Source organism: Raineya orbicola, assembly GCF_002843425.1.
Taxonomy (GTDB): domain Bacteria; phylum Bacteroidota; class Bacteroidia; order Cytophagales; family Thermonemataceae; genus Raineya; species Raineya orbicola.
On record NZ_NKXO01000017.1, the window covers coordinates 40411 to 54584 of the forward strand.

12 protein-coding genes are annotated in these 14174 nt (G+C 37.0%); 8 read left to right on the forward strand and 4 right to left on the reverse strand.

Features of this window, described 5'->3' with window-relative positions; genetic code table 11:
• Positions 1 to 16: 16 nt before the first annotated feature.
• Positions 17 to 3313 carry a DUF7948 domain-containing protein gene (locus Rain11_RS06485; RefSeq protein WP_101358536.1) on the reverse strand — a complete coding sequence of 1099 codons (3297 nt, stop codon included), beginning with the start codon at positions 3311 to 3313 and terminating at the stop codon, positions 17 to 19.
• A 280-nt stretch (positions 3314 to 3593) separates the two neighbouring features.
• Here Rain11_RS06485 and Rain11_RS06490 point away from each other — a divergent pair, with 280 nt between their 5' ends.
• The 5 genes from Rain11_RS06490 (at position 3594) to Rain11_RS06510 (ending at position 7106) form a co-directional block, all read left to right on the forward strand.
• The gene (locus Rain11_RS06490) at positions 3594 to 4454 is read left to right on the forward strand and encodes an OmpA/MotB family protein (protein WP_101358537.1); all 861 of its coding nucleotides are present in this window, start codon (positions 3594 to 3596) and stop codon (positions 4452 to 4454) included.
• A 100-nt stretch (positions 4455 to 4554) separates the two neighbouring features.
• Positions 4555 to 5328, forward strand: coding sequence for an enoyl-CoA hydratase/isomerase family protein (locus Rain11_RS06495; protein WP_101358538.1), 774 nt, complete (start codon positions 4555 to 4557; stop codon positions 5326 to 5328).
• Between the two features lie 76 nt (positions 5329 to 5404).
• Positions 5405 to 6013, forward strand: a complete 609-nt coding sequence (locus Rain11_RS06500; RefSeq protein ID WP_133121525.1) for a hypothetical protein — start codon at positions 5405 to 5407, stop codon at positions 6011 to 6013.
• On the forward strand, positions 5982 to 6437 hold the full coding sequence (locus Rain11_RS06505; RefSeq protein WP_243390552.1) for a nucleoside deaminase: 456 nt from the start codon (positions 5982 to 5984) through the stop codon (positions 6435 to 6437). Before Rain11_RS06500 ends, Rain11_RS06505 begins: the two co-directional genes overlap by 32 nt.
• A 57-nt stretch (positions 6438 to 6494) precedes the next feature.
• Positions 6495 to 7106: a superoxide dismutase gene (locus Rain11_RS06510; RefSeq protein WP_101358540.1), complete on the forward strand. Its 612-nt coding sequence runs from the start codon at positions 6495 to 6497 to the stop codon at positions 7104 to 7106.
• Positions 7107 to 7184: 78 nt separating this feature from the next.
• Here Rain11_RS06510 and Rain11_RS06515 read toward each other — a convergent pair whose 3' ends face one another.
• Both Rain11_RS06515 and Rain11_RS06520 read right to left on the reverse strand, forming a co-directional pair.
• Positions 7185 to 8903, reverse strand: coding sequence for an AAA family ATPase (locus Rain11_RS06515; protein ID WP_101358541.1), 1719 nt, complete (start codon positions 8901 to 8903; stop codon positions 7185 to 7187).
• Positions 8900 to 10624 carry an AAA family ATPase gene (locus Rain11_RS06520; protein ID WP_101358542.1) on the reverse strand — a complete coding sequence of 575 codons (1725 nt, stop codon included), beginning with the start codon at positions 10622 to 10624 and terminating at the stop codon, positions 8900 to 8902. The genes Rain11_RS06515 and Rain11_RS06520 overlap by 4 nt, the downstream gene beginning before the upstream one ends.
• A gap of 111 nt (positions 10625 to 10735) precedes the next feature.
• Between Rain11_RS06520 and Rain11_RS06525 the strand changes: the two genes are divergently transcribed.
• On the forward strand, positions 10736 to 11605 hold the full coding sequence (locus tag Rain11_RS06525; RefSeq protein ID WP_101358543.1) for a hypothetical protein: 870 nt from the start codon (positions 10736 to 10738) through the stop codon (positions 11603 to 11605).
• A gap of 99 nt (positions 11606 to 11704) precedes the next feature.
• Here Rain11_RS06525 and Rain11_RS13875 read toward each other — a convergent pair whose 3' ends face one another.
• On the reverse strand, positions 11705 to 11875 hold the full coding sequence (locus Rain11_RS13875; protein WP_165778088.1) for a hypothetical protein: 171 nt from the start codon (positions 11873 to 11875) through the stop codon (positions 11705 to 11707).
• Between the two features lie 178 nt (positions 11876 to 12053).
• Between Rain11_RS13875 and Rain11_RS06530 the strand changes: the two genes are divergently transcribed.
• Both Rain11_RS06530 and murD read left to right on the forward strand, forming a co-directional pair.
• Positions 12054 to 12737, forward strand: a complete 684-nt coding sequence (locus Rain11_RS06530; RefSeq protein ID WP_101358544.1) for a phosphatase — start codon at positions 12054 to 12056, stop codon at positions 12735 to 12737.
• Positions 12738 to 12774: 37 nt separating this feature from the next.
• Positions 12775 to 14136, forward strand: a complete 1362-nt coding sequence (gene murD / locus Rain11_RS06535; protein WP_101358545.1) for a UDP-N-acetylmuramoyl-L-alanine--D-glutamate ligase — start codon at positions 12775 to 12777, stop codon at positions 14134 to 14136.
• Positions 14137 to 14174 lie beyond the last annotated feature (38 nt).

Below are 14174 nucleotides of genomic sequence, written 5' to 3' on the forward strand. Positions count from 1 at the left end.
GTTTTTAGAATGATTTTTACTTCATTACCTGTATCCATCCTTTACAAACAGCACCCGAAGGAGTTTCGTATTGATAGTAGTACAAACCTGCTACAATTTCTTTTTGCATACCCCATTCGTTTTGATAATTATCGGTTTTGTAAATAGGTTTGCCCCATCTGTTCCAAATAGTGAGTTTAGCTCCTTTTTCTTCTATGGCAAAAGTGTCGTTAATGCCGTCTCCATTGGGGGTTATGGTATTGGGCGGAATACGTAGCGAAGGAATTTCAAACTCCCTTTGCACTACTTTTTGACATTTTCGGCTGGCATATGATAGAGTAACCGTGTAGTTTTGCCCTTGCTCATCATTCTGATTGGGAAAAGTATAAAGCGGAGGTTCAATGCCTTGCAGAATAACCCCATTGCTCAAAGTCCAAGTAACTCTATCGTCAGTTACATCTAAAAGCAAGCTATCAGGGACAATAAGTCTGAATTTTACACTATACGGCGAAAAACAATCTTTTACTAAACGAACCTCATAGTCTAATTCAGGTAGTTTATCTACTTTTATGATAATCTTTCTTTGAGCCGTACAACTATCATTTTGAAGTAAAAGCGTGTAAGTAATATCTTCCAAAGGCGTAGCAATAGGATTAGGAATATTAGGATTGTTGAGGTACGTAGGAGGAGACCACTGATAACTCACTGCACCGCTTGCGGAAAGTTGCACACTTGAACCCTGACAAACCGAAAGGCTATCCGTAATAACAAATCCGGGAATAGTAATATCATATTTTTGCTCTACAATCAAAGGGGATTTGCAAGATGAATTATTGAAAATAGTAAGACGAACGGTGTAAATTCCACCTTTTGTAAAATCAAAAAAGAAATCGCGTTGGGTATTTTGGGAAAAAATCAGGTTGCCGTTTTCATCAAAAATTTGCCATAAAAATCCCTGTGCTCCTATGGAAAGATTTTTGAAAAAAAGTCTATCTACACATACTACGCTATCTTTTTTAATAACAGCAAAGCCGTTTTTAGGGTCTTGAGCCTGAAAATCTGCTGAAATATCAAAAGCTATCTTAAAAGCGGCGTTATTACAATTACTACTGCCGTTACTTCTTGACCAAGCCCCTTGGGTAGTTGGAAAGCCATTTGTGCCACGGCAAGAGGCACAAACCACGTGGTAAATTGTACCATCTTTGGAAAAACGACTGGTACCGCCATCTACGTGGTCGCCGTTTTCATCAGTAGAGTTTTCTCCAAAAAATGTAGCATAAATCAATCCTTGCATATCTTTCCGATACACTGCCAAGTAGAAATCACTACCATTTACACTATTTCTACGGATAGCGTCGCTTGTAGTAGGCATATTGCTAACATCACTGCCATTGTTATTTCCCCCTGAATTTCTATTTGTATTTCCGCCCCAACCTGCAATGTAGATATTTCCGCAATTGTTTTCCGTAACAACCATAAAAGCCGTAGGCGAAATATCGGGATTGCCATCGCCTGCACCTATACGCGTACTCCAAAGCGAAGCATTGAGATTAGCATTGATTTTATGAATAAATTGCCCGCTATTGGGGTTGTTATACACTCCTGCACTCACGGGGTAATTGCCAAAAGTTTGCCCGAAAGCATACACATTTTGCTCGGCATCTAAATCTATCAAAAAAACCATATCTGCGGCAGAAGTACCTACATAAGTGGCTTGCAGAAGCGTACCTGTGGGTGAAAATTTCGCTATAAATCCATCATCACTTCCTCTCGCAGTGGCGTGCATACCACTAGCGGTAGCGGGAAAGTTATTGCTGGTAGTGCCTCCGCCTACATATACTTCGCCTGCGGTATTGGTTTTGATAGAAAGAGCGAAATCCAGCCCGCTACCGCCCAAATATGTACCCCAAAGAAAATTGAGGTTTTCGTCCATTTTTACTACCAAGCCGTCTTGCGAACCTTGTAGAGAACCAGAAATGCCTGCAATACTACTTGAACGAGTGGTAGAAGCAATATAAACATTTTTATTTTCATCGGTGTAAATATCGCCTCGCAATTCGTCTCCGTAATTATGAATGAAGGTGATAGCTATATCACGAGGTTTAATGCCATCGTTGCCTGTACCGCCAATGAGGCGAGAGCGGTTCAGTGAGCCATTCGGATTGATTTTCATTACAAAAATATCGCTACCATTGGCATAATCATTGCCTAAAAGATTGACACTGCTACCACCCACGAAAATTGAACCCATCGTAATAGGAAAATTTGTAGAAGAGGTTGTGCCTAAAATAAGCAATCGGTTATCTTTATCCACTACCAAGCTATGAGCTACTTCGGAACTATTACCACCGATGAAAATAAGTTGCTCCAAAGTAGTTCCTGTGGCATTGTAGCGAAAAAGAGCAATATCGCTTCGTAGGTCTTGGTTATTCAAACCGCCCGAACCAATTTTGATAGCCCCTGTAAAGCGTGGAAAATCTGTTCCATACGTAGTGCCTGCTGAATAGAGTTTGCCATTGTTATCGAAAGTGGCTGTATTGCCCCAGTTATCGGAACGCCCTCCTGAATAAGTCGAAAAAATAAGTTCGGGGTCTATGATGAGCGGATAATCCTTGTCGTAACCTTTGGGAAAATAGAAACTTACAACATTTTTTTTCAAAACAAATTCAGTAGGAACTTCTACTTTTTTACCTTCAATGATTTGATAGCTGTAAGGTTTTTTTTCATACACACTGCCTACGGAAGTTTTTATCTCCAACGAGCCGTCAGGCAAGATTTCAACTGCATCGGCAAACTTGATGTGCATTTGAATTTTACGAGCATCAGCCTGTGGCTTGACGATAAACTCATATTTCAGATTTTCACCTTTACTAAAAATTCGGTAGTCAATGCTTTTGTAAAGATTGTGGTAATAAAGTTCTTGATAGCTTTTTACATCGCTTGCCCAATGCTTGGGGTTATTGCCTTTATAGAAAAAATAACTTTCAGCATTACTACGGCGTGCTTCTATGCGTGTGCGTGGATTAGCTTTCAAAAAATCTACTACAAAACTATGAGCTTTGATACCATTTTTCACTTCTTGTGGAAAAAGTTCGGGGTGTTTGCGGTAGAAAAGTGCTTTGCCATCATAAAAACTATATTGCAAAGCATTGGCATAAACAAACAGATAACCGCTATTCAGTTCTGCTCGGTAGCGAACGGTATCTTCCCATTGATGTTTGTTTTCTACGAAACGAATAGCATTATCGGTGTTTATATGCATTTGCTTAAATCCTTGTGCAAAAGATATTTGCAAAATTGCCACAAGTAAAATAAGAAGTAGATAGTTTTTCATTTTTGGAGATTTTATCTTACAAATGTAACAAAAAAACAAAAATCAAGCCAATCTGAATAGACGTAAAGTTTTTCTTTATGCTTCTTTACTTAAAAAAATTCAAAAAAATCTTTGAATATTCATAAAAGTTTCTTAACTTTGAGGTAATCATAGCTGGTTGAAGGATAAAAGACCTGTTGCACTTTGTGGCAGGTCTTTTTTTTCAAACCTTTTGGAAGTATGGCAGTTTTGTGTGTAAGTTTGCATAAAATTTTGTTTCAACCTCAAAACCCTGTTTTCTATGAAGCATTTAGGATTTTTTTTATTGATGCCTTTGATTTTTTTTGCTTGCGTACCCAAAAAGAAGCTCAAAGAATTAGAGGCAAAATATGCAAGTTTAGAAAAACTAAATAAAGATTATGTAACGGATTTAGCATCTACCAAAACGGCTTTGAATGCTTGCAACAATGATAAAGCCCGCTTGGAAAGTGAAGTGAAAGAATTGAAGGAAATGAATGCAAAGCTGATTCGTCAGGTAACGGAAATGTCCACGCTCTCTTCCGAGCAAGCCAAAAACTTGCAAGTTTCTTTGGAGCAAATGAAAGAAAAAGACCTGCAAATTAAAACCTTGAACGAGGCTATCAACAAACGCGACTCAATGACCATAGCTCTTGTTACCCAGCTCAAACGTGCTGTGGGTACAGATAACCAAGATATTGAGGTAAATGTAGATAAAGCAGTTGTGATGATTAGCATTTCTGAAAAGCTTTTATTCAAAACAGGAAGCTATGATATTCGTACGGATAACCCTCAAACCCTTCGTCAGATAGAAGCTATTGCCGCAGTACTCAAAGACCGCCCTACTTTTGATGTACTGATAGAAGGTCATACTGATAACGTACCCTACAAAAGAAAAGGTGATATTTACGACAATTTGGATTTGAGCGTGAAAAGAGCTACTTCACTCGCTCGCTTGCTCTATCAGCGTATGGGGGTAAATCCTGCACGTCTTATTCCTGCGGGTAGAGGTGAGTTTTTGCCATTGGTAGCTAACGATACTGACGAAAATCGTGCTAAAAACCGCCGTATCCGTGTGGTAGTGATGCCTAAAATTGAAGAATTTTATGGTATGATTGAAAAAGGTATGAAAGGAGGAAAGTAATTTTTTCATAAAAATTTTGCCAATCAAAAGCCTTTCTGTTGGGAAAGGCTTTTTGATTTGAGAAAATGTTTATCTTTGGGCAACCTTAATTTGTAAGCATATGAATTTTGTGCAGTATCATACGCAAGACCGCATAGCATACATTACGCTCAATCGCCCTGGTAAACGCAATGCTTTGAACGAACAAGTTGTAAAAGAACTAAAACAGGCTTTTGGGAAGGCTCAAAATGATGAATCCGCCAAAGTGATTGTATTACGTGCCACAGGAAAGGTTTTTTGTGCAGGGGCAGATTTAGAATATTTGCAAACTTTGCAAAATAATACTTACGAGCAAAATTTAGCCGATTCTTCTAATCTGAAAGAACTTTTTGAAATCATTTACACACACCCCAAAGTGGTAATTGCTCAAATTCACGGACACGCCATTGCAGGTGGGGCGGGACTTGCCACTGTTTGTGATTTTTCTTTTGCTGTGCCTGATGCTCAATTTGGCTATACAGAAGTAAAAATTGGATTTATTCCTGCTATTGTATCGGTATTTTTACTTCGCAAAATAGGGGAGGGCAGAGCCAAAGAATTGCTTCTTTCTGGGGATTTAATTTCCGCTCAAAAGGCACTGGAATATGGTTTAATCAACGAAATTGTACCTAACGAAAATTTAGAAAACAGAGTGAAAGAGTTTGCTTTACATCTTTGCAAAAGTAATTCTGCAATGAGTATGCAAACCACTAAAAATATGATAGCCCAAGTGCCTACAATGCCTATCTCGGAGGCTCTTAGTTTTGCCGCACAGCAAAATGCTCTTGCTCGTCAAACCGCCGACTGCAAGAAAGGAATAGCCTCTTTTTTAGAAAAAAAACCTTTGGAATGGTGATTAGAGATTTCTTATTTTTTCATAAATGTAAAAAGTAAATATAAAGAAGTTAATTTTGCAAAAAATTGCAGGAAAAATGCTAAAAATTCATTATTGGCTATTGTTAAATTTATTTTTAACGCATTTTTGGGCAGATGCCCAAAATATCAAACTCAAAAAAACATTCCTGACGCCCGGTATCAGTATGCTTGTGCCTTCGGATTTTACGCTTATGCCCGATGAGGCTCTTGCCAAAAAATATCTGACAACTAAAAAACCTTCTGCAATGTATTCTGACCCCGCAGGAGAAATAGATTTGGGCGTAAATATTACGAACAATTATTGGCAGGAGCAAGATATTCCAATGCTCAAAGACCTCTACAAAGGTAGTTTGCGAGCCAGTTACACGAAAGTTCAATTTTTTACAGAAGAGGTACGAACTATTAACAGAAGACGATTTGTAGTTTTGGAATTTGTAGGCACCGTAGAAGATGATAAAGAAAGCATAATGGGCAAAAAAAATGCTTTGAGCCGCTACAACTATATGATGTACACGGTGGTAGAAAATAGAATTGTAGTAGTGAATTTCAATTGCCCTGCCAAGTATCAGTCTATTTGGCAGCCGTTGTTACCTAAAATTATGCAATCGGTAAAAATCAGGAATTTGAAAGAAAATGAACCTAAAAATCCAACAGAAGGAAAGTGATTTTTTTTGGATGCAAGTAGCCTATAATTTAGCACTTATCGCTTATGAAGAAAAAGAAATCCCCGTTGGAGCAATTGTGGTGGCTAACGAAAAACTCATTTCCAAAGGCTATAATCAGACTGAAAAATTGCAAGACGTAACGGCTCACGCCGAAATGATTGCTTTAACTTCTGCATTTAATCATTTGGGAAGCAAATATTTACAAGGTTGTACGCTTTACGTTACGCTTGAACCTTGTGTAATGTGTGCAGGAGCACTTGCTTGGTCGCAAATCAGTAGAGTTGTGTTTGGAGCAAAAGACGAACACAGAGGTTTTAGCCGTTGGGGCAACCTTTTGCACCCCAAAACAGAAATAATAGGTGGCATAATGGAACAAGAATGTAGCGAGCTATTAAAAAAATTCTTTGCTGAATTGCGAAACTAAATGTAATTTTGTTTGTTTTTACGGTGTATAGTTCTTTAACCTAAAACTTTTTCAACTATGGCATTCACACAAGCACCTTTACCCTACGCTGAAAATGCTCTTGAGCCTCATATTGATGCTCAAACAATGAATATCCACTATGGCAAACATCACGCCGCTTATGTAACTAATCTCAATAATGCCATTGCAGGCACCGATGCTGAAAATATGAGTATTGAGGATTTGTGCAAAAATATTAGCAAATATCCTGTGGCAGTTCGTAACAATGGCGGTGGGCATTACAATCATACACTTTTTTGGGAAATTATGAGTCCTAATGGGGGTGGTACGCCCACAGGAGAGCTTGCCGAGGCTATCAATAAGGCTTTTGGTTCTTTTGATAAGTTCAAAGAGGAGTTTTCCAAAGCCGCTATGGGGCGTTTTGGTTCTGGTTGGGCTTGGCTTTGTGTAATGGAAGATAAATCCCTGAAAATATGCTCTACTGCCAATCAGGATAACCCCTTGATGGATATTGAAGGAGTACGTTGTGGTACGCCTATTTTAGGTTTAGATGTGTGGGAACACGCTTACTATTTGAAATATCAAAACCGCCGTGCCGATTACGTAGCCGCTTTTTTCAATGTAGTAGATTGGAACAAAGTAGCTGAAAAGTACAAAAAAGCCATTTAAGACTTAAATTTACTTTTTTTCAATAAAGGGCGACTAAAAAGTCGCTCTTTGCATTTGAAAGATGAAAACTTTAATTTTTTACATTTTTACTTCCTCTACAAAAATTTCATCTTTGACTACCACTACGGCAAGCAGATGCAGTTGTTCTTTGCTTTTTAGCAAAGTATCTTGCTGATAGTAGTGCAAAATTTGCTCTTTGGCTTCTTGCATAGTGCTTTGAAGTAAATGGGTCTCCTCTTTTTTGAGATATTTCAGTTCAATAGCAAACTGATGATGCTTGAAAGGGTTATTGGGTCTGATGAAAAGCTCTAAATCCACATACCCGCCCCCGCTGATTTCTCGCTCACTTTGCACCCAAAAAATATTAGACTGAATGAAATACGCCATCAGCACCATTTTGATGTGCTTTTCATCAAAGCGAATAAAATCGCGATTGGAAAGATGTTGTAAAAGTTTCTGCACTAATGTAAAAAAACTTTCTGTTTTTCCACTGATAGCCATTTCTCTAACGGCTGATAAAACTAAATCTGCCTCTGCGGGCAAGTTGGCTTGTTCTTGCAAAATTTCGGCATAATATTGCCAGTATAATTCGGCAATTACTTGATTAGGGATTTTGAAAAGGATAGTTCCTGTAATGTCGGTTTCTTGAATAGTCAGGTTACCCAAGTAAAAGAGAAAGTTGATAAATTCTTTCCTGCCGAAGTGCTTTTCAAAACTAAACTGCAAAATCATTTGAGTATCTACGTACCCTTTTTCTAAAACATCATTTAGTACTTTTACATTTTCTTGCCAATTAGCGACTTCAAACATTGCTTTGAGTTTTCCGTAGTCGGGGGCGATGTTGGGGTCAAGCATTTGGCGAGGGTATTGTTGTTGTTGTTTGAAGTGGTCAAGGAAATACAAAACCATATCAGAATTGTAAATATTTTCTTGGCTTGAAGGGTAAAACCTGTATCCGTTGTAATACCGCCTCATATCGTTCAAAACAGCCTCTTCTTGCCTTTTATCTTGAAGGACAAGCCCAAGCAAGTTTCTGACTTCGCTTTCAGTGAAACCCATCATTGCCTCAAAGTCTTTCTCGTGGGTTAAGTGCCTCACGATATTAAAGCCACTGGTGAGGCTATCTAATGTAATAGGTGAAACGCCCGTGATAAAAAATCTATCTACGACACCTTGTTGTGTGGCATTTTTGATAGCTTCGTAAAACTTACGAACATAGCCATTCAGGGAAACGGTTTCTTTGAATTCTTGCAAATCACGGATTAAAATTTCATTGGTAAAATGGTCGTATTCGTCTATGAGCAGGTAGATTTTATGATTGAAATGATTTTTTTCATAAAAACCGAAGAAACTCCTTAAAATTATTTCAGGAGTTGGCTCATCAAGTATTTCTCTTGCTTCACGCAAAGATAGCAAGCCATATCCTATCAAAAAATCACGTACCGAAATTTTAATGCTGTTCAAAAAGTCTCTATAACTGCTTTCAGAAGTACGAGTATCAATTGCACTAAAATTAAAAAACAAAATCCGATAAGAATTAGCCAATGAAGTAGGATTTTTGCCGATATAGTATTTGCCGAAAAGCTCTTGAAATTTTTCTTTTCGGTTTATATCGTAATAATGTTCTAAAAGCGAAACAAACAAACTTTTCCCAAAACGGCGAGGACGCAGGAAAGCAATATTGGAATAATTTTCTAATAAAGGCAAATAGTTTGTTTTATCTACGAAAACGAGATTTTCTCGTACAATTTTTTCAAAATTGCTGATGCCATAAGGAAAAAATACTTGGCTATTCATACGATTTGAATTTTTACTTCCTCTACAAAAATTTCATCTTTTACTACCACTACGGCAAGCAGATGCAGTTGTTCTTTGCTTTTTAGCAAAGTATCTTGCTGATAGTAGTGCAAAATTTGCTCTTTGGCTTCTTGCATAGTGTTTTGAAGTAAATGGGTCTCCTCTTTTTTGAGATATTTCAGTTCAATAGCAAACTGATGATGCTTGAAAGGGTTATTGGGTCTGATAAAAAGCTCTAAATCCACATACCCGCCCCCGCTGATTTCTCGCTCACTTTGCACCCAAAAAATATTAGACTGAATGAAATACGCCATCAGCACCATTTTGATATGCTTTTCATCAAAGCGAATAAAATCGCGATTGGAAAGATGTTGTAAAAGTTTCTGCACCAACCCGAAAAATATTGTTGCTTTTCCACTAATAGCCATTTCTCTTACGGCTGATAAAACTAAATCTGCTTCAGTGTGCAAGTTGGCTTGTTCTTGCAAAATTTCGGCATAATATTGCCAATATAGCTCGGCAATTACTTGATTGGGAATTTTGAAAAGGATAGTTCCTGTAATATCGGTTTCTTGAATAGTGAGGTTGCCTAAATAAAAAAGAAAATTGATAAATTCTTTTTTACCGAAATATTTTTCAAAATTAAACTGCAAAATCAGTTGAGTATCTACGTACCCTTTTTCTAAAACCTCCTCTAATACTTTAATATTTTCTTGCCAATTAGCGACTTCAAACATTGCTTTGAGCTTTCCATAGTCGGGGGCAATGTTGGGGTCAAGCATTTGGCGAGGGTATTGTTGTTGTTGTTTGAAGTGGTCAAGGAAATACAAAACCATATCAGAATTGTAAATATTTTCTTGGCTTGAAGGGTAAAACCTGTATCCGTTGTAATACCGCCTCATATCGTTCAAAACAGCTTCTTCTTGCCTTTTATCTTGAAGGACAAGCCCAAGCAAGTCCCTAACTTCACTTTCAGTGAAACCCATCATTGCCTCAAAGTCTTTCTCGTGGGTTAGGTGCCTCACGATATTAAAGCCACTTGTGAGGCTATCTAATGTAATAGGTGAAACGCCCGTGATAAAAAATCTATCAACGACACCTTGTTGTGTGGCATTTTTGATAGCTTCGTAAAACTTACGAACATAGCCATTCAGGGAAACGGTTTCTTTGAACTCTTGCAAATCACGGATTAAGATTTCATTGGTAAAATGGTCATATTCGTCTATGAGCAGGTAGATAGGTTCTTTGTAAAAAGCGGCATATTTTCTAAAAAAATGACTTAGAATTTCACTTGTTTCTGAATGATTTAGAATTTCTTGTTGCAAGGTTCTATCAAAGAGGGCATACTTGATAAAAAACTCTTCTAATGCTGATTTGATGTTAGAAATAAATCCTGCCCGACTTTTTTCTTCTGTTTCAGTATTGATGCCACTAAAATTAAAAAACAAAATCCGATAAGCGTTAGCCAGTGGGGTAGGATTTTTGCCGATATAGTATTTGCCGAAAAGCTCTTGAAATTTTTCTTTTCGGTTCATATCGTAATAATGTTCTAAAAGCGAAACAAACAAACTTTTCCCAAAACGGCGAGGACGCAGGAAAGCAATATTGGAATAATTTTCTAATAAAGGCAAATAATTTGTTTTATCTACGAAAACAAGGTTTTCTCGTACAATTTTTTCAAAATTACTGATGCCATAGGGAAAAAACACTCGGTTGCTCATCGCTTTAACTTTTGAAGCAAAGTTAAAAAAAGATACTCAAATGTTTGTATTTAGTTGCAAAAAGCTATTTTTACACCAAAATTTATCTAACTTTTTGAATATTACAGATATATGCGAAGTTTTTTTTTCTTTTGTTTCTTTGTATTGATTTTGGGGGCTTGCAAGCAAGAGCAACTCTCGGAAAAAACAGAAAAAGATAGTACTCAAAATAAAGAAGTTGCTTCACAAAATACAGAAGCAGATAGCATAGAGTATGTTTTTCAAGAAAATAAGGCTAATTTGAGTGTTGAACAGCAAAAGGGGATTGTTATCAATATTGTTCAGCAGTATTGTCAGAGCCTCAATGAACAAGATTTCAAGAAATTACAATCACTTTTTGCTGATAGCGTGCAGTTTTACTTGGGACAAAAGCACATTACTAAGGAAGCAGTTGCTCAAATAGAAAAAGCAAAACTGAAAAATCGCAAAAACCCTCGCTTTTTTGCAGATTTAGCGAAAATACAAGTCTTTCCACAAAAAGCCATTGTACCTATCAAACAAATTGAGCCCGAGAAGAATAGAACTTTTGAAGCTGAATTTGTTTTTGATGAAGCCTATAATATTATAGCTTACCAAGAACGCCCATTTCTTGAACGAAAAATACCACTGAAAGAGCAATGGGAAGGTAAATTTGTAATAGAGGGAGGAAGGCAAATAGAAGCCTACTTAGAAATTAAGAATTTCAAAGAAAATACTTTTGATTTTTTCCTTGAAATAAACCCCAATACCGATTGCAAAGGCAAATATGAAGGAAAAGCATCTTTAAGCTCTGATATGCAAGCCAATTCATTTGAAAACGAGCTATGTAATATTTCTTTTGAACTGCGGAAAGACGGACAAATTTCTATTTCTGAAAGAAAGCCTTGCCGATTACATAGCCCTACTTGTAGTTTTGAGGGCATTTACACGCTTTTCGGGCAAAAGGAATTTCGTTGGCGTTAGGCGTAAAGTTGTCTCAATATTTTGATTTTAAGTATATTTTAGGGGCAAGCCTACAAAAGTTTCAAGGACTTTACTCTAAATGAGGTTTGATTTTATAACTCACTTTTTACTTTTGTCATCAGAAAGCATTGCATAGGCTACATAAGCACCAAACAAAAATATAGCAACCCAAATAAGCCAAGTAAAGGCTTTCCACAAAAATTTTACTACTACCACTACCACTAAGCCAATTAGTAAAGCTATTGCTATTTTTACAAATTTGTTATCCATAATTCTATAATTTTTGCTGAAATATAAGAAAATAATTGAAAATCTTTGGCAGTTTTGGGATTATTTTTCTTTGGATTGCTTCTAAAAAACTTACAAGCCTTAAAAAAAATCTTATTAACTGCTGGGGGTATCAAAAGATTTTTCAAATTTGCGGACATTTTGAGCTATCCTATTTCAAATGGAACGATTGCTACATATTCAGGAAACATTAGAGCAGTTGGGGGCTGAATTTTGTGTTTCTATCGCCGAGCTTGCTGAAAGGGCTTCGCAGTGGAATGGCTTTCTATGGGACTGGGACGGCGTTTTTAATACAGGCTACAAAACCAAAGAGCAAAGTAGTGGCTTTAACGAGTCTGACTCTATGGGTATCAATATGTTACGTTTCGGATATTGGCTGAAAAATGGAAGAATTCCTTTTACAGCTATTATTACAGGCGAAGAGAACCCAACGGCTATTCATTTTGCTCAAAGAGAGCATTTCAATGCCATTTGCCTTAAATTTTCCCATAAAACCGAAGCATTAGAAATTTTACAAAAAAAATACTTGCTTGATAGTCAGAAAATTGCTTTTGTGTTTGATGATATTTTAGATGTAGCTTTGGCTCAAAAAGTATCAGGACGTTTTTTGGTACAAAGAAATTCTGCACCTTTCTTTGTAGAATATGCAAAAAAACACGAAATTTGCGACTACATTACGGCTTCGCAAAGTGGGGAAGGGGCTATTCGGGAAATTTGTGAATTAATTCTTTCGCTCTTTGATAGCTACCATAAAACTATTTCCGAACGTATTGCTTATAGTTCAGCTTATCAAGAATATCTTTTGCAACGCAATACACTTGAAACTATTGTATTGAAAAAGTGATAGACCAAAATTTAAGCGAAAAAATTTCATAAAAGCTATGAAAAAAGTAGTTGTATTGGGTGCAGGCGAAAGCGGTACGGGTGCCGCCTTGCTTGCCAAAGCTAAAAATTTTGAGGTATTTGTATCCGATGGAGGCAAAATTTTAGAAAAATATAAAAAGATTTTAGAGGAAAATGAGATTCCTTTTGAGGAGGGAACACATACCCCTGAAATCATTTTTTCCGCTAATGAAATTATCAAAAGCCCGGGCATTCCCGATAATACCCCTATTGTACTTGCCGCTTTGGAGAAGCAAATTCCTGTTATTTCAGAAATTGAATTTGGCTTCAGACATACCAAAGCTAAAATTATTGCTATCACGGGTAGCAATGGTAAAACTACTACTACTTTGCTCACGTATCATATTCTCAAAAATGCTGGTTTGAATGTAGGGCTTGCGGGGAACGTAGGCGAAAGTTTTGCCCAAAAGGTTATTGAAAATCATCACGAATATTACGTATTGGAGGTGAGTAGCTTTCAGCTTGATGGTTGTTTTTTGTTCAAGCCTTATATTTCGGCTATCTTAAATATTACCCCCGACCATTTAGATCGCTACGAGAGTTTTGAGGCATACGCAGATGCTAAATTTCGCATCATTCGCAGTCAGAATGAAAATGATTACTTCATTTACAATGCTGATAGCGAAATTATTGAGAAAAAAATACTCAAACTCAAACCTGCTGTACAGCAACTGGCTATCACTCTTGCCGCCAAAGATGATTTGAAAGCCATTTCCAAAGTTTCTTACTATCAAAATGGTAAAATCATTACACGTTTGCCTTACAATCGCCCCTCACAGCTCACTTTCCAAGAAAGTGATATAGCTCTGCAAGGTAAGCACAATATTTTCAATGCAATGGTGGCTATTTTGGTGGCTCAAATTTTAGGGGTAGATAACGAAAAAATCAAAGAGGGGCTTGCTACTTTTCAAGGTGTGCCACATCGTTTGGAGCAAGTCAGAGAGGTGCGTGGAGTAAAATTTATTAACGATTCCAAAGCAACCAATGTAGATTCAGTTTTTTATGCTTTGGATAGTTTTGAAGAGGAGAAAAAAATAATTTGGATTGCAGGAGGAGTTGATAAAGGTAATAATTACGAACAAATCAAAGATTTGGTAGCAGGTCGCGTAAAACATCTAATTGCCCTTGGTAAAGATAATAGCAAACTCTGCAATTTTTTTGAAAATGCAGTAGATATTACAAAAACCGATAATATTGAGGAGGCAGTCAAAAAAGCCTATAAATTAGCGAAAAAAGGTGATATTGTTTTGCTTTCACCAGCTTGTGCCAGTTTTGATTTGTTCAAAAATTACGAGGATAGAGGAGAGCAGTTCCGAAAAGCAGTAGAAAGTTTGAAATAAGATTTGTTTTTCTAAATGAAAATTCCTAATTTCGGTGT

Bases quoted from the DNA above. Each gene is read 5' to 3' on its own strand.
- Rain11_RS06500 (WP_133121525.1), top strand. From the start codon at position 5,405: ATGCTAAAAATTCATTATTGGCTATTGTTAAATTTATTTTTAACGCAT.
- Rain11_RS06530 (WP_101358544.1), top strand. From the start codon at position 12,054: ATGGAACGATTGCTACATATTCAGGAAACATTAGAGCAGTTGGGGGCT.
- Rain11_RS06505 (WP_243390552.1), top strand. From the start codon at position 5,982: ATGAACCTAAAAATCCAACAGAAGGAAAGTGATTTTTTTTGGATGCAA.
- Rain11_RS06510 (WP_101358540.1), top strand. From the start codon at position 6,495: ATGGCATTCACACAAGCACCTTTACCCTACGCTGAAAATGCTCTTGAG.
- murD (WP_101358545.1), top strand. From the start codon at position 12,775: ATGAAAAAAGTAGTTGTATTGGGTGCAGGCGAAAGCGGTACGGGTGCC.
- Rain11_RS06515 (WP_101358541.1), bottom strand. From the start codon at position 8,903: ATGAATAGCCAAGTATTTTTTCCTTATGGCATCAGCAATTTTGAAAAA.
- Rain11_RS06490 (WP_101358537.1), top strand. From the start codon at position 3,594: ATGAAGCATTTAGGATTTTTTTTATTGATGCCTTTGATTTTTTTTGCT.
- Rain11_RS06495 (WP_101358538.1), top strand. From the start codon at position 4,555: ATGAATTTTGTGCAGTATCATACGCAAGACCGCATAGCATACATTACG.
- Rain11_RS06520 (WP_101358542.1), bottom strand. From the start codon at position 10,624: ATGAGCAACCGAGTGTTTTTTCCCTATGGCATCAGTAATTTTGAAAAA.
- Rain11_RS06525 (WP_101358543.1), top strand. From the start codon at position 10,736: ATGCGAAGTTTTTTTTTCTTTTGTTTCTTTGTATTGATTTTGGGGGCT.
- Rain11_RS13875 (WP_165778088.1), bottom strand. From the start codon at position 11,875: ATGGATAACAAATTTGTAAAAATAGCAATAGCTTTACTAATTGGCTTA.
- Rain11_RS06485 (WP_101358536.1), bottom strand. From the start codon at position 3,313: ATGAAAAACTATCTACTTCTTATTTTACTTGTGGCAATTTTGCAAATA.